The organism is Ruegeria sp. AG6, from assembly GCF_056541565.1.
The window spans coordinates 51,551-74,920 of sequence record NZ_JBQFYQ010000005.1 but is presented as its reverse complement, the minus strand read 5'-3'; the positions used below and the strand labels follow the sequence as shown (position 1 = coordinate 74,920).

Annotated in this window: 25 protein-coding genes; 10 read left to right on the top strand and 15 right to left on the bottom strand. The window is 58.6% G+C overall.

The genetic code is table 11. From position 1 onward, the window contains the following. Positions 1-35 precede the first annotated feature (35 nt). Entirely contained in the window at positions 36-485 is a 450-nt protein-coding gene (locus ACR0I0_RS12540; RefSeq protein WP_171171524.1) for a CopD family protein, read from the bottom strand. A 404-nt stretch (positions 486-889) separates the two neighbouring features. Here ACR0I0_RS12540 and ACR0I0_RS12535 point away from each other — a divergent pair, with 404 nt between their 5' ends. Genes ACR0I0_RS12535 through dnaQ form a run of 4 tightly spaced genes read left to right on the top strand, consistent with a single transcriptional unit; the run spans position 890 to position 3,624 of the window. After that, positions 890-1,489 (top strand): Maf family protein, encoded by a 600-nt coding sequence (locus tag ACR0I0_RS12535; protein WP_152459616.1) that lies wholly within the window; start codon positions 890-892, stop codon positions 1,487-1,489. After that, positions 1,486-2,319, top strand: coding sequence for a shikimate dehydrogenase (locus tag ACR0I0_RS12530; RefSeq protein WP_171635358.1), 834 nt, complete (start codon positions 1,486-1,488; stop codon positions 2,317-2,319). The genes ACR0I0_RS12535 and ACR0I0_RS12530 overlap by 4 nt, the downstream gene beginning before the upstream one ends. Further along, positions 2,316-2,909 carry a dephospho-CoA kinase gene (gene coaE / locus ACR0I0_RS12525; RefSeq protein WP_480491661.1) on the top strand — a complete coding sequence of 198 codons (594 nt, stop codon included), beginning with the start codon at positions 2,316-2,318 and terminating at the stop codon, positions 2,907-2,909. The genes ACR0I0_RS12530 and coaE overlap by 4 nt, the downstream gene beginning before the upstream one ends. Continuing rightward, on the top strand, positions 2,902-3,624 hold the full coding sequence (gene dnaQ / locus ACR0I0_RS12520; protein WP_171724000.1) for a DNA polymerase III subunit epsilon: 723 nt from the start codon (positions 2,902-2,904) through the stop codon (positions 3,622-3,624). The genes coaE and dnaQ overlap by 8 nt, the downstream gene beginning before the upstream one ends. 24 nt (positions 3,625-3,648) lie before the next feature. On the opposite strand, the gene secB is transcribed toward dnaQ, so the two are convergent. Beyond that, complete coding sequence (secB, locus tag ACR0I0_RS12515; RefSeq protein ID WP_152459620.1) at positions 3,649-4,149, bottom strand: protein-export chaperone SecB; 501 nt, start codon at positions 4,147-4,149, stop codon at positions 3,649-3,651. Between the two features lie 54 nt (positions 4,150-4,203). Continuing rightward, positions 4,204-4,704, bottom strand: a complete 501-nt coding sequence (locus tag ACR0I0_RS12510; protein WP_152459621.1) for an FxsA family protein — start codon at positions 4,702-4,704, stop codon at positions 4,204-4,206. A 108-nt stretch (positions 4,705-4,812) separates the two neighbouring features. Here ACR0I0_RS12510 and ACR0I0_RS12505 point away from each other — a divergent pair, with 108 nt between their 5' ends. The 3 genes from ACR0I0_RS12505 to ACR0I0_RS12495 are packed head-to-tail and all read left to right on the top strand — an operon-like array spanning position 4,813 to position 7,096. After that, positions 4,813-5,472 carry a Tim44/TimA family putative adaptor protein gene (locus tag ACR0I0_RS12505; RefSeq protein WP_152459622.1) on the top strand — a complete coding sequence of 220 codons (660 nt, stop codon included), beginning with the start codon at positions 4,813-4,815 and terminating at the stop codon, positions 5,470-5,472. Then, entirely contained in the window at positions 5,469-6,509 is a 1,041-nt protein-coding gene (mltA, locus tag ACR0I0_RS12500) for a murein transglycosylase A (RefSeq protein ID WP_480491659.1), read from the top strand. The genes ACR0I0_RS12505 and mltA overlap by 4 nt, the downstream gene beginning before the upstream one ends. Then, a complete protein-coding gene (locus tag ACR0I0_RS12495) occupies positions 6,509-7,096 on the top strand; it encodes a Smr/MutS family protein (protein WP_480491657.1) in 588 nt (195 codons plus the stop codon). Before mltA ends, ACR0I0_RS12495 begins: the two co-directional genes overlap by 1 nt. On the opposite strand, the gene ACR0I0_RS12490 is transcribed toward ACR0I0_RS12495, so the two are convergent. The 3 genes from ACR0I0_RS12490 to hslU form a co-directional block, all read right to left on the bottom strand. Next, positions 7,093-8,313 carry an MFS transporter gene (locus ACR0I0_RS12490; protein ID WP_480486194.1) on the bottom strand — a complete coding sequence of 407 codons (1,221 nt, stop codon included), beginning with the start codon at positions 8,311-8,313 and terminating at the stop codon, positions 7,093-7,095. The genes ACR0I0_RS12495 and ACR0I0_RS12490 overlap by 4 nt on opposite strands. Next, the gene (locus ACR0I0_RS12485; RefSeq protein ID WP_480491655.1) at positions 8,310-9,410 is read right to left on the bottom strand and encodes an alpha/beta hydrolase; all 1,101 of its coding nucleotides are present in this window, start codon (positions 9,408-9,410) and stop codon (positions 8,310-8,312) included. The genes ACR0I0_RS12490 and ACR0I0_RS12485 overlap by 4 nt, the downstream gene beginning before the upstream one ends. A 98-nt stretch (positions 9,411-9,508) precedes the next feature. Further along, positions 9,509-10,816 (bottom strand): ATP-dependent protease ATPase subunit HslU, encoded by a 1,308-nt coding sequence (gene hslU / locus ACR0I0_RS12480; RefSeq protein ID WP_171723995.1) that lies wholly within the window; start codon positions 10,814-10,816, stop codon positions 9,509-9,511. Positions 10,817-11,015: 199 nt separating this feature from the next. Here hslU and ACR0I0_RS12475 point away from each other — a divergent pair, with 199 nt between their 5' ends. Next, positions 11,016-11,417, top strand: coding sequence for a DM13 domain-containing protein (locus tag ACR0I0_RS12475; RefSeq protein WP_209834389.1), 402 nt, complete (start codon positions 11,016-11,018; stop codon positions 11,415-11,417). Between the two features lie 106 nt (positions 11,418-11,523). Next, positions 11,524-12,765 (top strand): MFS transporter, encoded by a 1,242-nt coding sequence (locus tag ACR0I0_RS12470; protein WP_480486197.1) that lies wholly within the window; start codon positions 11,524-11,526, stop codon positions 12,763-12,765. On the opposite strand, the gene hslV is transcribed toward ACR0I0_RS12470, so the two are convergent. Further along, complete coding sequence (gene hslV, locus ACR0I0_RS12465) at positions 12,757-13,314, bottom strand: ATP-dependent protease subunit HslV (RefSeq protein WP_171635337.1); 558 nt, start codon at positions 13,312-13,314, stop codon at positions 12,757-12,759. The two genes, ACR0I0_RS12470 and hslV, sit on opposite strands and share 9 nt — an antisense overlap. 197 nt (positions 13,315-13,511) lie before the next feature. Here hslV and ACR0I0_RS12460 point away from each other — a divergent pair, with 197 nt between their 5' ends. Then, positions 13,512-13,706 carry a DUF1127 domain-containing protein gene (locus tag ACR0I0_RS12460; protein WP_171635335.1) on the top strand — a complete coding sequence of 65 codons (195 nt, stop codon included), beginning with the start codon at positions 13,512-13,514 and terminating at the stop codon, positions 13,704-13,706. A 60-nt stretch (positions 13,707-13,766) separates the two neighbouring features. Here the strand turns inward: ACR0I0_RS12460 and ACR0I0_RS12455 are convergent, their stop codons facing one another. From ACR0I0_RS12455 to tsaE, 8 genes are all read right to left on the bottom strand, one after another. Further along, entirely contained in the window at positions 13,767-14,129 is a 363-nt protein-coding gene (locus ACR0I0_RS12455; RefSeq protein ID WP_171723992.1) for a Lin0512 family protein, read from the bottom strand. Then, on the bottom strand, positions 14,126-14,476 hold the full coding sequence (locus tag ACR0I0_RS12450) for a Lin0512 family protein (RefSeq protein ID WP_480491653.1): 351 nt from the start codon (positions 14,474-14,476) through the stop codon (positions 14,126-14,128). Before ACR0I0_RS12450 ends, ACR0I0_RS12455 begins: the two co-directional genes overlap by 4 nt. Positions 14,477-14,550: 74 nt before the next feature. Then, positions 14,551-14,922, bottom strand: a complete 372-nt coding sequence (gene trxA, locus ACR0I0_RS12445) for a thioredoxin (RefSeq protein WP_348539528.1) — start codon at positions 14,920-14,922, stop codon at positions 14,551-14,553. Positions 14,923-14,931: 9 nt separating this feature from the next. After that, a complete protein-coding gene (gene addA / locus ACR0I0_RS12440) occupies positions 14,932-18,288 on the bottom strand; it encodes a double-strand break repair helicase AddA (RefSeq protein ID WP_480491651.1) in 3,357 nt (1,118 codons plus the stop codon). Beyond that, a complete protein-coding gene (gene addB / locus ACR0I0_RS12435; RefSeq protein ID WP_480491649.1) occupies positions 18,285-21,209 on the bottom strand; it encodes a double-strand break repair protein AddB in 2,925 nt (974 codons plus the stop codon). Before addB ends, addA begins: the two co-directional genes overlap by 4 nt. Next, positions 21,202-21,888, bottom strand: coding sequence for a nucleotidyltransferase family protein (locus tag ACR0I0_RS12430; RefSeq protein ID WP_480491647.1), 687 nt, complete (start codon positions 21,886-21,888; stop codon positions 21,202-21,204). Before ACR0I0_RS12430 ends, addB begins: the two co-directional genes overlap by 8 nt. Next, positions 21,885-22,889, bottom strand: coding sequence for an aminoglycoside phosphotransferase family protein (locus tag ACR0I0_RS12425; RefSeq protein ID WP_480491645.1), 1,005 nt, complete (start codon positions 22,887-22,889; stop codon positions 21,885-21,887). The genes ACR0I0_RS12430 and ACR0I0_RS12425 overlap by 4 nt, the downstream gene beginning before the upstream one ends. Beyond that, positions 22,886-23,359, bottom strand: a complete 474-nt coding sequence (tsaE, locus tag ACR0I0_RS12420; RefSeq protein ID WP_480491643.1) for a tRNA (adenosine(37)-N6)-threonylcarbamoyltransferase complex ATPase subunit type 1 TsaE — start codon at positions 23,357-23,359, stop codon at positions 22,886-22,888. Before tsaE ends, ACR0I0_RS12425 begins: the two co-directional genes overlap by 4 nt. Positions 23,360-23,370: the final 11 nt, after the last annotated feature.

The window sequence follows — 23,370 nt, the reverse complement described above, 5'->3', positions numbered from 1 at the left end:
CATAAGCGCAGTGCGGGGCGGAGTCAAACATGCCCTCAGAACTTCAGAACAACCGCCAGAACGATGGCAACCATCAAAACGGTCGGGACCTCGTTCATCATGCGAAACTGCCGCCCACTGAGCGTGTTTCGCCCTTCCAGAAAATCCTTGCGTCGCGCCATCAGCCAGTGATGAAACCAGGTCATGCCGATCACGGCAGCGCCCTTGACCCAAGGCCAGCTCCAGTCCCATCCCACGATGCCGGGCGTGAACACCATGATCAAACCACAAACCCACGCAACGATCATCGCGGGTCTCATGATCACACGCAGCAGCTTTTCTTCCATTTCAAAGAAAATGTCCTGTGCGCCTTCGACGGCCTGCGCCTTTTCGACGTGATAGACGAACAACCTGGGCAGGTAGAACAGGCCGGCCATCCACGAAATCACCGCCATGATATGGAGTGACTTCACCCATGGGTACAAAGTGAACAGAAGATCGGTCATTTCGGCTCCGGGCGTTGTTCGGGACCCTCCCTAATAAAAAAATAAGAAAAGAAAAAGGATGATGGTTTTGTAGGGTGAGTAAAATCCGTGGATTACTTTTTTACACAAGTGTTTTCCCCAGGTGGACAGAGCACGGAATTTTTCAGGTGATTCTGTTGGTGGATATTTCTATCATTTAAAATCAATAGTTTAATAACAGTATTCCTCGTTCCGCTTGGGGATAACTGGTAGGAGAATTTGGGATATCGGGGTTTTCCAGAGAAACCGACTTATCCTTGTCCGGACGGGATGAGATTTGAGCGACTCTGGGATCTCTGGCGCGAAATCCCCGGGGTTGCGTGTCAACCGGAAAACCATACAAAGCACCCCTGAACTCTCAATGATTTGCGCACGGGGTTTTCCACATGTCTGTCCCCATTCTTCTTGCTTCCGGGTCCGCCATTCGCGCGCAGCTGCTTGAAAATGCAGGCGTACCGTTTGTGGTTCAAACCGCGCGTGTGGATGAAGAGACGGCCAAACGCGCCCTGCTGGCTGAAAACGCATCACCACGGGACATTGCCGATACACTCGCAGAAATGAAGGCGCGGAAGGTCAGTGACAAAAATCCCGGTGCCATGGTTCTGGGATGTGATCAGGTTCTGGATTTTGACGGTCAACTGATGTCAAAGCCGGAAACCCCCGAACAGGCGTTGGCCCAGCTGAAAGCCATGCGAGGCAAGCGTCACATGCTTTTGTCCGCAGCGGTGATCTATCAGAATGCTCAGCCGGTCTGGCGGCATGTGGGGCAGGTACGATTGCGGATGCGGGCCAGTTCCGACGCCTATCTGAAAGATTACGTCGCGCGAAACTGGGACAGTATCCGCCACGCCGTCGGAGCTTACAAGCTGGAGGAAGAAGGTGTCCGCCTGTTCGCCACCATTGACGGCGACTATTTTAACGTTTTGGGTATGCCCCTGTTGGAGCTGCTCAACTTTCTGGCTGTCAAAGGGGTAATCGATCAATGACGGACTATCGGGTTCCTTTGGCCGGTGTGATTGGACATCCCATTGGTCACTCACGATCCCCCAAACTGCATGGTCATTGGCTTAAGACATACGGTCTTGCCGGTCATTACATCCCGATGGATGTGGCACCCGCCGACCTGGAAACTGTGCTGCGCACCCTGCCCAGGGCGGGTTTTGTCGGCGCCAATGTGACCGTTCCCCACAAGGAAGCCGCCTTGAAGATCGCGGATCATGCGTCTGACCGCGCAACAGTGATAGGTGCGGCGAACACTCTGGTGTTTCGTGAAGATGGCTCGATCCACGCGGATAACACTGACGGGTACGGGTTCATGGAGAATCTTCGCACTGGTGCTCCGGACTGGAATGCAAAGGACGGACCGGCTGTTGTCTTCGGGGCCGGAGGGGCCGCGCGCGCCGTGTTGCAGGCATTATCTGACGCGGGTGTTCCGGAAATCCTGCTGACCAACCGAACCCGCGCCCGTGCGGATCATCTGAAAGAGGAATTCGGTCAACGTATCCGCGTGGTGGATTGGGTTCAGGCCGGAAATGTCATCGAAAACGCAGAACTCGTGGTGAACACCACCTCGTTGGGCATGCAGGGCCAACCGGAATTGCGGGTTCCGCTTGATGGGTTGCAGCCCGGTGCCGTGGTGACAGATCTGGTTTATGCGCCATTGAAAACCCGCCTGTTGCAAACCGCTGAACAGGCAGGATGCACCGCAGTCGATGGGCTGGGCATGTTGCTGCATCAGGCAGTGCCTGGTTTCGAACGCTGGTTCGGCGTGCGCCCCGAAGTTGATGCTGATGCGCGTGCGGCGGCCTTGGCATGAGTTTTGCGCTTGGCCTGACCGGTTCTATCGGCATGGGGAAAAGCACAACGGCGCAGATGTTCGTCGAAAAAGGTTGTGCCTTGTGGGATGCGGACGCGGCGGTGCATCGCCTGTATTCTAGGGGGGGCGCGGCCGTTGGCCCCATGGAACGATTGTTTCCGTCGGCCATTCAGGACGGTGCGGTCAACCGGGAGTCGCTAAAACAGATAATTGCCGCCGATCCTGCTGCGCTGAAGGCCATCGAAGCCATCGTCCACCCTCTGGTCGCTGCTGACCGCGCGGCATTTCGTGAAAGCGCGACACGTGACATCCTGGTGTTCGATATTCCGCTTCTGTTTGAAACGGGCGGTGACGCGGCAATGGACGCGGTGGCGTGTGTTTCGATCCCGGCCGACGAGCAAAAGCGGCGTGTCATGGAACGGGGCACAATGACCGAGGCGCAGTTCGAGCAAATCCGCGCCAAGCAGATGCCGAATGAAGAAAAATGCGCGCGGTCGGATTACGTCATCGTGACCGACACTCTGGACCACGCCCGCGCGCAGGTGCAGGATGTGGTCAGGCAGATACGGGCGGGGATGGCAGATGCGTGAAATTGTACTCGACACCGAAACCACGGGTTTCGATCCCGAAAGCGGTGATCGGATCGTGGAAATCGGCGCCGTTGAACTGTGGAACCACGTCGCAACGGGTGAGACGTATCACGTCTACATCAACCCCGAACGTTCGATGCCGGAAGAGGCATTTGGCGTGCATGGCATCGGCCCGGACCTGTTGGAAAACCCACGCCCGCCCGAAAAGGGTGAAGTGACGCTGAAAGACAAACCGGTTTTTGCCAAGATCGGTCACGCTTTTCGCGAATTCGTCGGCGATGCGCGGCTGGTGATCCACAATGCATCTTTCGACATGAAGTTCCTGAATGCCGAACTGAAATGGATGGGTGCCCCGCTCATCCCGATGGAACAGGCGCTGGATACGCTGGCAATTGCGCGCAAACGGTTTCCCGGCTCTCCGGCCTCACTGGATGCGCTTTGCCGTCGCTTCAATATCGACAACTCGAACCGTGTACTGCACGGCGCGTTGCTCGACTCTGAAATCCTGGCCGAGGTTTATCTTGAGCTGATCGGAGGACGACAGCCCGATTTTGGACTGTCAACATCTGCATCATCCGTGGCAGGCGGCAGCGATGATTGGCGACCGGCACCACGAGCAACGCCACTGCCGTCTCGTATTACCGAGGATGAACGCGCGGCACATGATGCATTCATAGAAAAACTGGGCGACAATGCCCTGTGGACCCGCACCTGAACCCGTCAGGCACGGGCCGAACCCTCAGGCGTCTGTCTTCTGGGACTGTTCGGCCTGACGACGCATCAATTCGTTGCGGTACAGGGCGACGAAATCGATATTGTCCAGATTCACCGGTGGGAAACCGCCGTCGCGAGTGATGTCGCTGACGATGCGGCGCAGGAACGGGAACAGCATCCGCGGGCATTCGATCATCAGGAACGGGTGCAGCTGGTCTTCCGGCACACCTTCCACGTGGAACAGGCCGCAATAGTCCAGTTCACACAGGAACAGAACGTCTTCCAGGCCCTTGGCTTTGGATGTCAGGTTCAGCTTGATCGACACTTCGAACTGGTGGTCAGCCGGGCGCTTCTTGGCGTCCAGATTCACCTGAACCGCGATTTCGGGCTGTACGTCACCGGAAACACCCTTCTGGGCCATCACGTTCTCAAAGGACATGTCGCGGATGAACTGCCCCAGAACGCGCATCTGAACTTGCGGGGCGGCTTTGGCCGCAGTGTTTTCTGCAGCTTTTTCTTCGGCCATGGATCTACTCCAAAAATGAAATTCGCCACTGCTTATCAAGTTGGACGCGGCACCTCAATGCCGGTGGGGGCCTTCCACCCATTTAGACGGCTTTGACGGATCATTTTTCGGGCGGACCTCGGTAAAGTCACCATCTATGATGTCACCCTGATCGAACGGGTTTCCGCGAGATTGAAAACCGGGGCCTTGACCCATCTGAAACTGGGTAACGGTGACTTTCGATCTGAGATACCTGAAAACCGCGACCCGCACGCCGGGAACAAGCAACGCAAATCCAATGGCATCAGTAAAGAATCCAGGTGTAAGCAACAAAGCGCCCGACAACAGGATCATCGCACCATGGGCCAGCGGCTCGGTCGGGTCGTCCAGTTCGGCAAACGACCGTTGCAGGTTTCCCAACGCCATGCGACCTTGTGTCCGCACCAAAACAGTGCCCAAAACCGCCGTTAGCACTACGATGGCAAGGGTTGGCCACAAGCCGATCAACCCGCCAACCTGAATAAACAGCGCGATCTCGATGATGGGCACCAACAAAAATGCCAAGAACAGATACATTTGCGTTATCCTTTCCCTTAGGCCGGGCTGTGGACTTGCCACCTACGGTCACCTACATAGTGGCATGAGGCCGCGTATACAAAGCCGCGGTTCTGAAAAGAGGATGAAATGAACGAACCCATGATCCAGTTGCTGGTCCTGGCCGGAATTGCCGTTTTCCTGATCCTGCGCCTCAAGAGCGTGTTGGGCACGCGTGAAGGTTTTGAGAAACCGCCTGTGCAGCAGCAGCCCGAAGCGCATAAGTCGCGCCGCGATTTCGAAGTGATCGAAGGCGGCCCGGATCATGACATCACAGACCATGTCCCGGAAGACAGCGAGCTGGCACAGACGCTGGCGGCGATGAAACGCGTTGAACCCGGTTTTTCCGTCACCGAGTTTGTTCAGGGTGCCCGCGGTGCCTATGAAATGATCGTGATGGGGTTTGAGAAGGGCAACCTGGACGAAATCCAGCCATTCCTGTCGGAAGAAGTTTTTGAATCCTTCGTTGCGGGCGTCGCCGCACGAGAAGATCAGGGCCTGACGATCGAGGCCGAGTTCATCGGTGTCCGAGAGACGACCCTGACGGATGTGAAATTCGACAAGGATACCAATCAGGCCGAGATCACCATGAAATTCGTGGGTGAACTGACTTCGGTCGTGCGGGATCGCGGTGGCGATATCGTCGAAGGCAGCCCCAACACCGTGAAACGCCAAAAGGACAGCTGGACCTTTGCCCGTGTGATGGGCAAGGACGATCCGAACTGGCTGCTTGTTGCCACGGACGCATGATTGCCACGCTCCGGTCGCTTTTACTGGTGGGTGCAATGACCACTGCCAGCGCTGCCGGGGCCGAGGCAACGCGATCCATTCTGTCGTTCGATGATCTGCGTGGCTGGGCCGAGGATGACCACGGTGCAGCCCTGTCCGTTTTTCTGAACACCTGCGGGGATCTGAAGGATCCCGATTGGCGGGCCCTGTGCGGTCTGGCAAGAACCTATGATGCCGAAGCGGCACGGTCGTTTTTTGAGCTCTTTTTTCGCCCTGTTCTGGTCGAGGATGGTGAGGATGCCCTGTTCACGGGGTATTTCGAACCCGAACTTGATGGTGCGCGTACCCGGACGGATCGTTTCAAATACCCCATCTACAAGATGCCGCCCGAGGCCCGCGCTGAGGGGCCCTGGCTGAGCCGACGAGAAATCCTGACCAGTGATGTCATGCAGAGCCGCGGGCTTGAGATTGCCTGGGTCGATGACCCCGTAGAGTTGTTTTTTCTGCAAATCCAGGGTTCGGGCCGCGTTCGATTGCCGGATGGCGGCGCTTTGCGCGTCGGGTATGGCGGTGCGAACGGGCATCCCTACAGGTCAATTGGCGTGGAACTGGTGCGGCGCGGCATTCTTGGCGCGCATGAGGTCAGCGCGCAGATGATCCGCGCCTGGGTGCGCAAAAACCCCGAGGCCGGCGCGGAACTGCTTCTCCACAACCCATCATACGTGTTTTTCCGCGAAGTTTCACGTGTCGCGCCCGAGCTTGGGCCGTTGGGCGCCATGAACCGATCTGTCACGACGATGCGCAGCATTGCGGTCGACCCGGCCTATACCCCGTTGGGCGCGCCGGTTTGGGTGGAAAAAGACGGCAAGAAACCGATCCGCCGCCTGATGATCGCGCAGGATACAGGTGCGGCCATCAAAGGCGCGCAGCGGGCCGATATCTTTTTCGGAACGGGGGACGAAGCCGGTCATGCCGCGGGTAAGCTGAAGGATCCGGGTCGGATGGTGCTGTTGCTGCCCATCCAGCGTGCCTATGCCCTGTTGCCGGATGAATTCTGATGACCCGGCGCAAACTGACAAGCGAAGAGATCGAGCTGTGGCGCAAGGTCGCCAAACAGGCCGAGAGGCTGCACCCCGAGATTCCGCAGGCGATCCATCCGACCTCTTTGCCGAAACCCAAGCCCAAGAAAACGCCGAAACCCCGTTTTCAGGCATTCGAACTTGGACAGGCCCATCAGTCGAAACCGAAACCGAACGACCTGAAGCCTTCGGTGACGGATGCGTTGCGCAATGCACCGGTTCAGATGGACAACAAGGCCTTTGGCCGGATGAAGCGCGGCAAGCTGAAACCCGAAGGCAAGCTGGATCTGCACGGTATGCGGGTGGCTTCGGCCCATCCGGCGCTGATCCGATTCATCCTGAGCGCGCAAGCACAGGGTAAGCGTCTGGTTCTGGTCGTGACCGGCAAAGGCAAGGATCGGGACGAGCCCGGTCCGATTCCGACGCCGCGCGGTGTTCTGCGAAATCAGGTTCCTCATTGGTTGTCGATCCCACCGCTGGCGCAGGCGGTGATGCAGGTCACGCCGGCTCATATAAGCCACGGCGGAGACGGGGCGTATTACGTGTATCTCAGGCGCGTGCGCTAAAGGTCGTGACGGGCGCGGGAAATACCGACCCAAACAAGGCTGCATACCAGCACGAAGAACAGGCCAATCCAGAAAAACTGAACGCTCAGCGGGATACCAAGGTCAATCAGAACGCCGGTCAGACCGGGACCGATGGCTGACCCCAGTACCATGACAGCCGCAGCCAACGCCTTGATGGCCCCGATATGCCGGGTCCCATAGAATTCTGCCCAGAACGCGCTGGGCAACGTGCTGTTCGCTCCGACCGTCAGGCCAAGAAACACCAACCCGATCGTCGCGCCGCTGATTGATTCAGTCATGCTCAGAACCACAAACCCAACCGCCATCGGAAGCTGATAGAATGGCATGATGCGCGCAGTGCCCCACTTGTCCAATGCCCAGCCCGCAGCAAACATCGACAGCAGTGATACTCCGGTAAAGACCGGGAACAGAGCGACCAGTTGGATATGCTGCCAGCCTTTGACCTCGGCGAAATAGACCTGATGGAAGAAAAACGCGGTGATGAATGCCGATGGCGCAAGCACGGCGGGCACTATGAACCAGAACAAGGGGTCAAACAGCGCGTCGCGACGGCTCCAGTGGCGACCCTGCATCCCAATGGCAGAGGATCCGCTGGCAAGGCTTTGCGGTGTTCGTTCCTCGCGCAACAGCCGCATCAGAACGGGAATTCCCAAGGCGGTCATCCCCGCCGCGACGACCCACAGCCAACGCCAGTCCAGGTAAACCATGGCCGCAACAAAGATCAGGGGCAGCAGGGCCTCACCGATGGCATAGCCGATGGATGCAATGGAAAGCGCCTTGCCCCGCGTGACCGTAAACCACCGCGCCATGGCGACCACGGCCAGATGTGTGCTCATCCCCTGACCCAGCAGGCGCAGCAGAAAAATCACCACTGGCAACAGGAGCAGCCAGGTATTCAGCGCCATGGCAAGGGCGGCTAGGGCCAACCCAGCCAGAACCGCCGGACCCAGCACCCGGACGCGAAGGATATCCGTCAGCCCTCCGGCCCAGATCATCACGATGGCCGACAGGGTTGTGCCCAATGTGTATAGCCCACCCCACGCACCGTGGCCGAGGCCGAATTCCGCGCGGATTTCACCGGCAAAGATCGAGATGAAGAATGTTTGCCCGAAGCTGGATAAAAACGTCAGAAGAACGCCAGCGCCAAGCCAGGTGGCATTGTCCAGAAGATACCGACGCAGCTTGAACCGCGTCACGGAGTGGTAACCTGTGCCTGCCCGGTTTCCGTCAGAACAATTTCAGTGGCTCCGTCTGGATTGCGCTCGCTAGGTGGTACCAGAATATCAATGGCTGGTCGGTCTTCCCGCCCGAAGGTATTGTTGACCCGCCGCAATGAGTTGAGGATCGACAACAAAGCCGGAGAGGTCGCGGCAACGAAATGCGAGGATGCGGCATCACTGTTGAAAGCAGTCGTGTCGATCACGCTGATCGGGAATTCCTCGAGCGAGTCAACCGAACTGATGTTCCCCAACCGCTGGCCCTCATCCGTGCCACGCAAGCGGCCCGAGATGTTCAGAATCTTGTCCTTTTGGGACACCATTACGATGAACGGATCGGGGGGGGTGTCGATACGTTTCATCTGCGATCGAAACAGATCAAGATCAAGATCAGGCGAGATCAGAACGACCCCTTCGATGTTTCGCTTGGCCCAGCCGGGTTCCTGCAATTCGGTTTGCCGTATCATCTCCATCGTCAACGCACCGCCCATGGAATGTGCGACCAGAATAACGCGTTTGACACCCATGGTTTTCAGTTCGCGGATGGTCTGTTCCAACCCGTCGCGGGCGAACAGCATACTGTCCAGATCATAGGCATATCCATAGCCCGTCGCGCGGCTGGGCCAGGAATACACCAGCGTTGATCCGGGGAGGCCGATGTCATGTGTCAGCTGCGCCGCGCGGAAGATCGTTTCGGTCTGGGTCGAATTGTAGCCGTGCACAAAGATAGTGACATCATCCTGTCCTCGCAGGTGTTTGCGCAGCCCCTGCGGTCCATCCAACTCGGTCACGTCCGCCAGAACGAATTCTTTCCGCGGATTCGGGTTCGCGTAGGAGAAGCGGAGCGTACCCGGCGTATGCGTGGGTGGGATAGAAACCGTCGTTTCCAGAAACCTGAGCGTTTCACCGCGTCGGAATCCATAGGAGCCATCGGCCTCACGCGCGCGGGTCGTGCTTGCGAAGATGGTTTCAGGTGTTCCGATGTTCACGGCACCGGGCACGACCTCGGACACCGTCCGGTCGACACAGGCGCTGAGCGAAAGGCATATGAACAGAATGACGAAATATCGCAGCACGGGCCAGACCTCGGGGTGACTTGTGCACACGCTATCCTATTCCTGCGCGACGTCCAGCATGGCAAGACCAAAACAACGGCAAAAAACGGCTGGCCGTGTTACAAAACGTAACGGCTCAGATCAGAGGACTTGGTCAATTCACCAAGATTGTCGCTGACGAACTGTGCATCAACGGTGATCTCCGAACCGGCTTTGTCCGGTGCAGCGAAGGACAATTCTTCGAAAACCCGCTCCATGACCGTGTAAAGCCGCCGCGCGCCGATGTTTTCGATGCTCTGGTTCACGTCAGCTGCAATCTTCGCCAATGCCGCGATGCCGTCCTCGGTAAAACTGACGGTCACGTCTTCGGTGCCCATCAACGCCGTGTATTGCAAGGTCAGGGCATTGTCGGTTTCGGTCAGGATGCGCACGAAGTCTTCTTCGGTCAGGGCGCGCAGTTCGACACGGATCGGCAGGCGCCCCTGCAATTCCGGCAACAGATCCGACGGTTTGGCGATGTGAAACGCACCCGAGGCGATGAACAGGATATGGTCGGTTTTGACCGGACCGTGCTTGGTGCTGACGGTGGTTCCCTCGATCAAGGGCAGAAGGTCGCGCTGCACGCCTTCCCGGCTGACATCGCCGCCGCGTGCGTCAGAGCGGGCGCAAACCTTGTCGATCTCATCCAGAAATACGATGCCATTCTGTTCGACGGAGTCCAGCGCGGTGCGGGTGACGGTTTCATCATCCAGCAGCTTGTCGGCCTCTTCCCCGATCAGCGCATCATAGCTTTCGGCGACGGTCATGCGTTTCTTGACGGTCCGTCCGCCAAAGGCCTTGCCGAAGATGTCGCCCAGATTCATCATGCCCATCTGACCACCCGGCTGCCCCGGAATGTCGAACATCGGCATCGGGTTCGTGGTGTCGGACAGTTCCAGCTCGATCACCGTGTCGTCCAGTTCGCCGGCTTTCAGCTTTTTGCGGAACATCTCGCGCGTGCCTTCGCGCGCATCCGCGCCAGCAATGGCTTCGATCACGCGGTCTTCGGCGGCCTGATGCGCTTTGGCCTTGACGTCTTCGCGCATGAACTCGCGGGTTTGCAGGATGGCCGCATCCGCCAGATCGCGCACGATCTGTTCTACGTCTCGGCCGACATATCCGACTTCGGTGAACTTGGTGGCCTCGACCTTGATAAACGGCGCGCGGGCCAGTTTGGCCAGACGGCGGCTGATTTCGGTCTTGCCGACGCCGGTGGGGCCGATCATCAGGATGTTCTTGGGATATACTTCCTCCCGGATGTCGTCCGGCAATTGCTTGCGGCGCCAGCGATTGCGCAGGGCGACGGCAACGGCACGCTTGGCGTCCTTCTGCCCGATGATGAAGCGATCCAGTTCCGAGACAATCTCGCGCGGGGTCAGGTCGGTCATGTTTAATTCTATCCGTTTGTTTCGCAACGGAACCTAATCATAAGACACGAAAACACAAGCTGATCACGGAAAACTCACACCAACTCACACGTAGCACACGGAAATTGGCGGCGATGTGAATCGTCACGGAACGGTGTGTGCCCCATAGTCTTGCGTGACGGGCAGGTCGCCCGCGACATTCATATGGAGATACCTTATCATGATGACTCGTCGTTCGCTTTTTGCGAAAGCTGCCGCCACGGGCGCTGCTCTTGCTTTGGTTGGCACCCGGGCTGCTTTGGCCGGAGGTGCCAAAAAGAAAGGCACGTTTGAAGGCAGGTCGAACCACATCACCAGCGGATCGGTGAAGCTGGTCAAGGACGGCGAGCGTTACATCGTCGAGTTGGGCGATGATTTCTCGCTGGACGGCGGCCCTGACCCACGGGTGGCCTTCGGGAAAGATGGGACCTATGCGCCCGACACCAAGCTGGGCGCGCTGTTGAACTTAACCGGCAGCCAATCCTATGCTGTTCCGCCGACCATGGATGTTTCTGGCTACAATGAGGTGTACATCTGGTGCGAGGTCGCGGGTGTGCCGCTGGGTGTTGCGTCGCTGAAGTAATTCTTTCGGTCAGCGGCCGGGTCCTCCGGTTGCTGACGCACCGTTAGGTAACAAAGTCGTCGTCTGTTACACTTGTCCCAAGGCATTGGAGCCGGGGACGAATTTAATGACGAGAATTGCCAAGATTACCCTTCTGTTTGTGGTGTTTGTGGATCTGATCGGACAGGGGCTGGTCTTTCCCATCATCAACTCGCTGATCATGGAAACGAAATCCGGGTTTCTGCCCGAAAACACGCCCGAGGGGCGCAGGCATTTCTATTACGGCCTCGTGATCGGGTGCTTTTTCCTGTCGTGGTTTTTGGGCGTTGTCTATGTCTCGAAAGTATCGGATTCGATCGGGCGCAAGAACGCTTTGCTGGTGTGCCTGGGCGGTGCTCTGGCCGGCTATGCCCTGACCATTGCCGCGCTTTATCTCAACAACCTTCTTCTGCTGATCGTCGGGCGTTCGATCACCGGATTCACTGCGGGCAACCAACCCATTGCGCAAGCGGCGATGATCGACGGCAGTACCGACGCGACAGACCGGGACCGGAACATGGGCTATATCGTGACGGGCGTCAGCTTTGGTCTTGTGGGCGGGCCGATCATCGGCGCGGTCTTGTCTGACGCCGCCCTGCTGGGCGGCTTCGCCACGCTGAGAACGCCCTTTTACGGCGCATTTGTCCTTGTGCTGATTGCAATTTTTCTGGTCCTGTTTTTCTTCCAGGATACCCGAACGGATCGCGCGCCCTTTGTTTTCCGTCCCCGTGACATAACAGACAGCCTGATGGCGGTGCGTGGTCATCCGATGGTGTTGAAGATCCTGCCGGTCTATTCGTTCTTCATGATCGCCAATGTCACCTTCTACGTCTTTGTCGACAATTTCCTGACCAGCGCCTTCGGATACGGAGTCATCGGCGGCAGCGTGGCGATGGTCGTCATCGGTGTGGCGCTGGCCTTCTCCAGCACGTTTTTGGTGAAACCCGCGCAGGAGAAATTCAGCAAACATGCGATAATCCGCACATCGCTCATCGTCATGGTGATTTGCGGCTTCGCGTTCGCCTTCAGCCCAAGCGGCGTGTTCAGTTATGTGCCGGTCTTTTTCTTCTATTTTCTGTTCGGAATCGCCTACCCCACCATGCTTGGGCTGTTCTCTTCCAGCGTCAGCGAAGCGGATCAGGGCTGGGTCATGGGTGTGACCACTGCCGTGTTCTGCCTTGCGGGCGGGATCATGTCGCTGATCGGGGGCGGATTGATGAGCATCGATATCCGCGTGCCCTATTACATCGTCATCATCGCAGCGATCATTGGCCTGATCGGCATGCATCGCCGCTGGAAAGGCAAGGAGATCTCGGCGCTGTTAGCCTGAGATCGTCTCAACCGTCAGCTTGCCATTGGTATAGACACAGATATCGGCCGCGATGGCCATTGCCTGACGCGCGACCTCTTCCGCCGACTTGTCACTGTCCATCATCGCGCGGGCAGCGGCCAGGGCAAAATTGCCCCCGGATCCGATGGCAGCCACGTTGTGTTCAGGTTCCAGTACGTCACCCGCCCCGGTGATCACGAACATGTCCTTGCCGTCCGTGACGATCAGCATCGCTTCGAGCTTTTGCAGGTATTTGTCGGTGCGCCAGTCTTTGGCCAATTCCACAGAAGCACGGGCAAGTTGGCCCGGTGTCGCCTCGAGCTTGGCCTCCAGCCGTTCCAGCAACGTGAAGGCGTCGGCCGTCGACCCGGCAAAGCCGGCGACAACTTCGGACCCTCCGGGAGACAGGCGACGCACCTTGCGGGCCGTGCCCTTGATCACGGTTTGACCAAGGCTGACCTGCCCATCACCGGCTATGACGATCTGACCGTCTTTCTTGACGCCAATGATCGTTGTGCCGTGCCAACCGGGAAAGTCGTTGTCTGCCATGATCGTCTCCGTTTTCGCTGGCGGTATATATGGGCTGGGTCGCAGGTTGGCGCAACCCGTTCTTCAGTTGCTTAAAAGATATGCAAAAAACGCATTCCGGGGTTACCGGACCAGCAATTGTGAGTCCGGGCATGCAGGACTACATGAGGCTCACAACCGACAACGGGTCGGCTGTTTCTTCACAAAGGACCGCGCACATGGCAACCACAGCTAACATTCATGCGCCGCTCGGAGCAGCTACCATCCTGCACGTAGTGGACGCGTTCACCAATGTCGTCAACACCGTTGTCGAATGGAAAGAATCCCGTAAAACCCGCAAACTCCTGTCGGAACTCAGCGACGCCCAGCTTGACGATATCGGCCTGAGCCGCGCAGACATCGCCGATTTCTGATGTTCCCGCAGATCGCCAATTCATGACAGCCGCACGGATTTCCGAGCGGCTTTTTCTTTTTTAGCCCTGAACGTATTTTCCGGAAAGATCAGGCAGAAACGCCTCGATCGCCGCAGTTGCAACCACGTGCCGCGTTCCCGCTTCTTCGTCGACAACGTCAAGCCCACCTTTGACTGCGCGAACCTCGGCCCTGCCCCGCGGCAGATCCGCGGCAACCAGATCGCAATCCACCTGTTCAGGATCCTGCACGCCGATCGTGACGCTGACGCGCATTTCGGAATGGTCGATCCCCAGTTTTGAAAACAACGTGATAGATGAATGGTGCAAAGCGTCCTGCACCGCGCGGCGGGCTGCCTTGGTATAGTCCCGGCCATACAGGTCGTTACCTGTTCCCATCTCCAGAATGATGCGTTTTTCACTCATTGTGTGGGCTCTATGTCGAAGGAAACGATCAGGGCAGCGTTGGCGATGACCGTGTGCCCGTCACTGTGGGGCTTTGCGATGTCCAGCCCGCCTTTGGTGACAGTGATATTCGGATGACCATAGGGAAAGACAGCTTTCAACGCTTCGGTGTCCACCTGATCCGGCTGCTGAACCCCAATTTCGGCATCAATGATCATCGCCTCTTTCGGAAACCCGAACAGTTCCGCCATGTTGACCGAGTTGTGCCAAAGCGCATCCTTGATCGCCCGCAGTGACGCCTGGGTATAGTCCATCCGGCGCAGGGATGTGCCCATCCCGAATTCCACAAGGACGCGCGTTTTTGCCATTGGTGTCTCCGATGTCTTCAATAGAAAAGGCGCCCCGATCAGAGGCGCCTTCGAGATAATCTGTTAGGACCAGATCAGATGGATTCGTCGATCCAGCTTTGCAGGGCGGCTTTGGGCGCCGCGCCCGCGCGGTTGGAAACGACCTGACCGTCCTTGAAGATGAACAGTGCGGGGATGCCACGCACGCCCATGGCGGCGGCTGAGTTCGGGTTGCTGTCCACATCGACCTTGGCGATTTTGACCTTGTCGCCATACTCGGCCGCCAGCTCTTCCAGCGCAGGGCCGATTTGCTTGCAGGGGCCGCACCATTCGGCCCAGAAATCCACGACCACGGGAACGGTCGAATTCTTGACTTCGGCGTCAAAGGTGTCGTCGGTTACGGCTACGGTCGACATATTCTGTCTCCTGAATGGGGTAAACTTGGGAACAGAACGTATGTGCCGCATCGGGTAAGGTCAAGATATCCGGGTGCGGGCCAAAGCATCTGTCACAAGATCGTGTGGCAACCACATCAGGCGCGCCGTGCGGGTCCACAGAATGGCGGTACGAATGCTGCGATCCGGATAGATCTGCGCCAGCGCCTGCGCGTATGCCCCCATCTGTCGCAACAGGCCTTCGGGGCAGTCTTCCGCGCGGTCTGGAACGGTGGCATTTGATTTGAAATCAATCACATGCACTTCCGATTCCGATAGGATTAGACGGTCAACAACCCCATGCATCCGCTGCCCGTTCAGAGCGGCTGTAATGGGCACTTCGGCCAACGTGTCAGACGCGAAGACGGGCTGCAAACCTTCCGCTGTCAGCACAGTTACGGCTTCGCTCAATATCTCTTGCCGGTCCGTTTCGTGCATATCGGGCAGCAACCGCGTGCAAAGCTCTGGCCAAAGGCCTTTCTCGGCGACGGGAAGGTGTTCCAGCAACAGGTGCAGGCGGGTTCCGCGCAGTTTGGCCGCATCTTCATCCAGGCCGGCATCGCCGGGCAACGCTTTAGGGCCACCCAGATCCGAAGGGCTGAGCGTGACGGCAGGCGCAACCGGATCCGGTGCCGGATGTTGGAACATGTCCGGCAATTCGACCTGCTGAACGACAGTGTTCGGTTGATCGATCAAGGGCAGCGCGTCCCAATCCCCGTGGGACAGACGGCGGATATCGGTACCCGGCACCTGAGCGGCCCCGGCCCGATCCATCGCCGCCTCGACCATCTGATACCAGCTGTTGCCGTCTTTCCCCAAATCACCTGCCGCCGCCACGATCAGCCACTTTTCCGCTCGTGTCAGAGCCACATATAGCAGCCGAAGCCGTTCGTTTTCCTCACGGCCGCGCGCCTCTTCCCGCGCCTGCGAGATCAGGTTTGGTGATGCGTCCGCCGACACTTTCCACAAGGGTGTTCCGCCGGCCAGCATGATCTCTGCGTCACGCGGAGGCTGGCGCTTGCCGGTATCCGGCAGGATGACGATCGGCGCCTCCAACCCTTTTGAACCATGAACGGTCATCACCCGGATTCTGTTGCCGACGCCGCTCATCTGTCGTTTGATCTCCAGATCGTCGGTCTGCATCCAGACCAGAAATCCCGTTAGGCTTGGGATATCCGTTCGCTCATAGGCCAGCGCCTGCGACAACAGCGCGTTGATACCGTCTTCGGCTTCCGCCCCCAACCGCCCCAACAGCTTGCGCCGTCCGTCATGGCGGGTCAGGATACGTTCGATCAGATCATAGGGGCGCAGAAAGTCGATCTGGCTGCGCAGATCATTCAGCACAGACAGTGTTTCCGGAAACTCTTCCGCGCGGTTGCGCAGTGCGGCCCAAAGGAACTGTTCCTTCCGACGGTGCGCCAGATCGAAAAGCTGCTGTTCGGACCATCCGAACAAGGGGGACTTGAGAACCGTCGCCAGAGACAGGCTGTCTTCGGGCGTGGCCAGAAAGCTGAGCAGGGCCGCAAGATCCTTGACCGCCAGTTCAGCGCCCACTTTCAGTCGATCTGCTCCGGCGATGGGCAGGTGCAGCGCCTTGCAGGCACGGATGATCTCAGCAAACAGGTCCGAGCGGCGTTGCACGAGGATCAGAAAATCCCCCGGCTGCACTTTTCGACGAACGAATTGGCCGGATTTGCCATCTTCCGGGATCGTCTCGCCCCGTTCGATCATGTCTTTGATCGACTGTGCAACTTTCTCGGCCAGAATGACGGTGTGATGCCGTGCGCCCGGACGATCGACCGGATCGGTCCAATCCCCGTCTTCGGCATCCGCAACTTTTTCGACAACGGGCCAAAGATCAACACGACCCGGCAGATCGGCCTTGAAAGCACGGTGCTGACTGTCCTTGTGAAACCCCGCATCAGAGCGGTTATCAAACAGGATATCGACCACGGTCAGGATCGCGCTGGAGGATCGGAACGAGTATTCCAACGTCGAATCCCACAGTTTAGAGCCTGATTCAGCCAGTTTCCGGCCAAACTCTTCCTGCATTCTGTCAAAGGCCTGTGGATCGGCGCCCTGAAAGGAATAGATCGATTGTTTCTTGTCGCCGACGACGAAGATCGTGCGCTCGACCCCGGATCGGGCCCCTTCCCCGCTGGTGAATTCCTGTGCCAGTTTCTCGATCACGTCCCATTGATCGGGGCTGGTGTCCTGCGCTTCGTCCACAAGAATATGATCGATGCCACCGTCCAGTCGGTACAGCACCCATTCGGCCACTGCCGGATCGTTCAACACCTGTCGCGCGCGCAGGATCAGGTCGTCGAAATCCAGCCAGCCGCGCAACTGCTTGCGTCGTTCATATTCCGGCAGGAAGGCTGCGGCAAAGCGGTGCAGATCCGCGGTTTTCTGCGCCGCGACCAGCGCCAGACGTTGTTCACGCGCGGTTTCGATCCGCTGCATGAAGGCCTCGATCTGCGGCATCCGGTCGGCCAACACACCTTCGCGCAGGGGTTTGGTGGGAAAAGCGTTGAGTTTGGCCGTGAAGGGTTCCTTTGCGCCCTTCCCTGTCAGAAACACGCTTTCCAACATGGGTAGATGTATCAATCTGGCTTCGTTGAATGCGGCCAGTTTTGCAGCGGCCTTGGCATTGTTGCCTCCGCTTTCGGTCAAAGCGGGCAGTATGGACTGGATGAGTTCGACTTCGCCACCAAGAAAAACCCGGGCAAGCAGCGCTGTTTCGTCAAAACCGGCGGGCAGACCGAAGCGTTGCAGCAGATCGGACCATTCGAGCGGCTGCGCAAAAAGACTGCGTTTTTGCGTGATCGCAGCGGTCAGTTTATCAAACCCCGTGTCCGTGACGAACCGGGCCACATCTTCAATCAACCCGGCCTGCGGGCCCGCGGCGAAATCCTCGACAATTTCCTCTTGCAGCAAGGCTGCTGCGCGGTCTTCCATTTCGGTGAACTGCGGGTTAACGCCAGCCTCCAGCGGAAAGCGTCGCAACAATGACGCGCAGAACGAGTGGATGGTCTGGATTTTCAGACCACCCGGCGTTTCGATGGCGCGGGCAAACAGGGTGCGTGCTTGCGCCAACCGGTCCGAGCCGATTTCGCCGGGTACACCAAGGTCGGTCAGCTCCACCAACAAGGGGGTATCATCCAGCATGGCCCATTTGCCAAGGCGCTTGAACAACCTGTTCTGCATCTCGCTGGCGGCGGCCTTGGTGTAGGTCAGGCACAGAATGTGCTGAGGCTGGACCCCGCCCAGCAGCAGACGCGCCACACGGTCGGTCAGAACCCGGGTTTTGCCGGACCCGGCGTTGGCCGCCAGCCAGGTCGAGGCATCGGGGCGCGCGGCCTGTACCTGCCGTTCGGTTGCGTCGTTGCGCGGGCTCATGTCAGATCCTCGGGGTATGTTTCCGATGTCCGGTCCCATTCGCCGAACCGCGCCAGGTGATCATAATCACCCATATCCGTATCCTTGTGCAGCATGCGCCGGGACGAAAACCCCTGATCAGGCTCTAAATAGGCGGAAATCAACTCTTTCAGTTCGGCAAGAACCTTGTCGGTCGGTTCTTTCGCCAGGGGCGCCGCAACCTCCTTATAGCTGCCACCCATACCGATGAAGATGGCTTCGGCCACGCTTGTCGGGTCAAGGCCCTCAATCCCGCCCTGCTCGGCCATGGCCGCCTCGATCAGCAACTGCTTGTCAAATTTGGATTGCTGGCTTTCCGTCGGTGGTGCGCCGGTTTTATAGTCGATGATGCGCAACGCGCCCCGGCTGTTGCAATCGATTCTGTCCGCGCGCCCGACAATGGTGAAATCCAGGGGGCGCAGCGCCAGTTTCATCACCGCCTCAAACGCCACGGGGCCACCATCCTTCCGGCGCGCGAGCTCTGCCCCGAGGAAATCATCCGCGATCCGCTCAAGCCGGGCCAACCACAGTTTACGGGCCGTCGGCCAGGCGACGTGTTGATCCAACAGAGCATGCGCCCGTTTCAGGAAATTGTCCCGCGTCAGCAAAGCGCTGTCGAGGACGCTGCCCTTGATGAAATGCTCGAGGATTTCGTGAATCACAATGCCTCTCAGCAAGGCATCGGGGGCCTGTACAAGCGGATCTAGCGGTTTCAGCCGAAGCACATGTTTGGCGTATATCGCGTATGGATCGCGGATCAGCCTCTTTATCTCGGTCACAGACAGACGGCGCGGACGTGCGGCGGCCGGTGGGCGCGGAGAAGGACGCGGTGCGGGGTCGATCGGCGGCGCATCTTCCAGTGCCTCGGACCAGTTCAACCATTTTTCGCCGTGAGCGCGCATTTTGGCCAGAGCTTCGGGGCCACCCTGACCCGGCAAACCCTGCAAAAGGTTGGTCAGTCGGTTCAGCCAGCGCGACGGAACCGTCTCGGCATCATCCGAGCGGATCGCGCGGGTCAACCATACTTCGGGTGCGCCGATGGCCTGCTGGAAGTCATGCGCAGACAGGCCGATCCGGCGTTCGGGCAGCAACAAGCCGGCTTTGTCACGCATCTGCCGGTTCAACCAGGGATCGGGCGTTGGCGCCTCTGGCCAACTTCCTTCATTCAACCCGCCAAGGATCAGCAGGTCGGCGCCCTGCACCCGTGCCTCGAGCGTGCCCCAGATCATGATGTGCGGATGCGGCGCATCCCGGTCACGAACCTCTTCACCCGCAAGCAGAGCACCCAGCAGATCGGCAAAGTCATGGGCCGTCATCAGGCCGCCATGCTGCGCCTCTGCACTGAGAGAACTCAGCACCTCCAGCGCCTTTTGGCCTGCGTTTTTGTCCCACAGAGTGCCCGTTTCACCCGTGCTGCCGGCCGAGATCGCCTCGGCCAGTGTCATCAAACGCTCCACCCAGTCTGCGAGGTGTAGTTCACTGGTGATCTGCTGTTCGCAGAAATGCTGCACGACCCATTTCACCCAGCTTTCCTGGGCCTCTTTACGCACCGCAAAAGCCGCAAGGCTTGCACTGTCAGGAAAGGGCGGGCCGTGACGGCGCAGGTCAAGTTCCAGGTCACGCGTGTGTAACAAATGAATTCCGCGGTCACCGCCGTCATGACATAGCGGGTGCTTCAAAAGGGTCAGCAGCGCCTCGCCTTCCAGACGGCGTGTGAACAGGTTGGCCACATGGCGCAGAAAACGTCCCGGCGGGGAAAGTTGTAGCGGCAGGCCCGCACTGTCGTCCGGCACGATGTTCCACCGATCCAGCGCGGCGCTGACCTGGCGGGTCAACATGCGATCCGGCGTGATCAGAGCGGCGGTCTGTCCTGTTTCCGCCGCTTGCCGCAGGCGCAGGGCGATGGCCAATGCCTCGGCGCGAGGCGATTGAGCCTCGACCAGCGTCAGGCCGTCGGTTGCGCCTTTTATATCGGACAGTCCGGGGCCTTCGGTCATCCAGGCGTCAGTGACCGGCGCCGGACGTAAAGATAGTGATATCAAGCGGTTACGCGAGGGTGAGGGGGCCGATAAGTCCGTCCATGGGGTGATCTGACCCGGTGCAAGTTCCAGCGCGCGCATCAACTTGCGGAAACGGTATTGTGGGTGATCTTCAGACGTCAACGCATCATCCAACCCCTGCCAAACGTGATCCGGCTGGTCGAAATCAAATCCGGGCAGCACCAATGCCCCTTGCGGCAGGCGCGCGATGGCTTCCATCAACATCAGGGTGGTGCCACGGGACCCGGTAGAGCCCGCCAGAATGACCGGGTGTTGCGGGGGGGCAATCTGCCATCGCGTGATCAGGTTTTCGACCACGCGGCGCTGGCGGGCCTGTGCATCCATCGTCTGCCTGCCGGTGTCGATGAATTTATCCGCGATGCCGATAAAGGCTTGTGCCCGCGACCAGTGTCCGGACATGTCGCTGACGTCCAGCTGCCGGATCGCTTCGGGCGATACGCCTTCGCCCTGCATTTCGTCAATCAGCGCGGCCAGACTGTCGGACAGGTCAAAGATCGATGACCGGGCGGCAAGGTCCGGCTGTTGCTCCAACAGTTTGGACACAAGCTGAGTCAACTCAAGACGCCGCCGCAGAGGCGGGATAGCAGGCGGGATCCGCGCCAGATCAACCCTTTCACCCAAGTCCGTCACCAACGAGAGACGGGGCAGAAGGCAAGGTGGCCCCTGATTGAACAGATCGCGGACGCGCCGTTCCATGCGTCGTGTGTTCAGCACCAACTCTACCCGCGCCAAAGCGTCGGGCGGGCCCGAACAGCGCTGCCGCAGGCCATCGACCAATGCCTTGGGGAAATCCGTGCCGGGAGGCACGGCAAATACACGGGGCAAGGTGCCGGATTCAAACATCAGCCAGCAAACCCTCGGCCAGCGCGATGCCTTCCGGACGACCTACATCGCACCAGCGTCCCGGGTATTCGACCGCAAAAAGCCGACCCTGATCAAGCATCTGGTTCCAGAGCAGGTTGAGTGAAAACGCAGTTTGCGAGAACGAATGCAAACCCTGGGCCCTGAGGATCTGGGCCCCGCCGTAAACCAGACCAGGACCGCGCGTAATCCGTCCATCTTTTCCAGCGGTGAAATCACCCGATCCAATATGACCAACGGTTCGCGCAACTGGAACACACATCAGCAGCGCATCCATACGACCCGGGTCCCAGGCGTGCTGCAACAGGGTCAAAGGGTTTGGTCCGGACCAGATCGCGTCCGTGTTCAACGTGAATACGGGGTCGGTGCCCAGCATCGGCAAAGCTGCCCGCAATCCGCCACCTGTTTCCAGAATTTCAGGGTCTTCCCGAGACAGCAGAACGCCCTTGGGGCCGAGATGCGCCGCGAGTTGATCAGCGTGATAATGCAGGTTGGCAACGGTACGGACGGGATCAAGATCTACAACAAGACCCAGCGCATGATCAATCAGTGGTCGCCCCGCCACTTCGATCAATGGCTTGGGCCGGTCTTTGGTCAGCGCGCCCATACGGGTGCCGAACCCGGCTGCGAACAGCATTACGGCAAATGGCGATCCGGTCATTGCGTTCTCAACTTGGCCAGGTTTTCCGGTGTGGGTCTGGGCAAAGCTTCGTGCAGCAGGGACGCCACCGAAACCAGGGCAGGGTGATCCAGATCGCGCATCAGATGTGCCCAGACGGCCGGGATCATGTCCACATAGTGAGGCTTGCCATATTCCGTCGCCAGACGTGCGAAGACGCCAAGGATACGCAGGTTTCTCTGGGCCCCCAAAACACTGTAGGCCGTGCGGAATTCATGGTCGTCCATACCTGACGCAGAGATATAGTGGTTGATCATCTGCATTTCGATCCCGGCCGAGACATCTCGGCGTACATCCTGTAGCAGAGACACCAGATCGTAGGCCGGGTGCCCCAGCATGGCCAACTGAAAGTCCAGCAACCCGACGCGCTTCACGCCTTCGCGCTGCGGCAGCCACAACAGGTTTTCTGCGTGATAATCCCTGAGAATGACCACTTTCGAACCGGATGTTTCACGATGCAGGATATCCGCGAACCGGTGCTCGAACCGGGACAGGGCGTCTTCATCACATATTCCCAGGATACCGGCCGCATACTTGGTGAAAGCCAATGCCGCCAGTTCCGTCATCAGGGACGGATCATAAGACGGCAATGCAAGAGAAGGCGCCCGATGCAGGTGGAGCAGCACGTCGGTGGCGGCGCGGTACAATTCGCGCTCTTTGCCCGGGTCTTTTTTCAGGACGCGCGCAAAAAGGTCATCACCCAGATCTTCCAGCAACAGAAAACCGTACTGGGCATCTTCGGCGTAGATTTCCGGCGCGCTCAGACCAACCGATCGGAGGTATTCGGCGACCCGCACAAAGGATTCAACATTATCACTTTTTTCAGGTGGCGCGTCCATCAAAACCGCAGTGCGCCCGTCGGTTGGATCAATCAACCGTTCGTATCGGCGGTTCGAGGCATCGCCTGCCAGCGGCGTACGTGTTGCTCCGGCCCAGGGTGTTTGTGCAATCAGGGCCTCGGCCAGTACCGTCCTGTTGGTCATGCAGTTCTCTCCAGTTTTTCCGCCCATTTCGGAGCAGTCCAAGACAGGGTCACACAGCGGTAATCGATATTGTTAGGGTCTGTTTCAAAGGCCAACGTCAACGCGCCTTGGGGCGCCAACGGGCCCAGCTTGTCCGGCCATTCCACAAGGCAGATTGCCGTATCGAAAGCGTCCGTCAGGCCCAGTTCGTCAACTTCTTCGGCCGCGCTCAGACGATACAGGTCGCAATGCCATATTTCCCCTGATGGCGTGTCGTAAGCCTGGACCAAAGTGAAAGTTGGCGAGGGCACATCTTCGGGTTCTGCCATCAATGACTGAATGAGGTTGCGCGCGAAATGCGTCTTGCCGCTGCCGATCGGGCCCTCCAGCAGAACAACATCGCCCGGGCGCAGTGATGTTCCCAGTTGGCGTGCGAAAACCGCGGTTTCTTCGGGCGATTTGAAAGTCAGAGATCGGGCGGTCTGTGTCATGCCGCCACAAT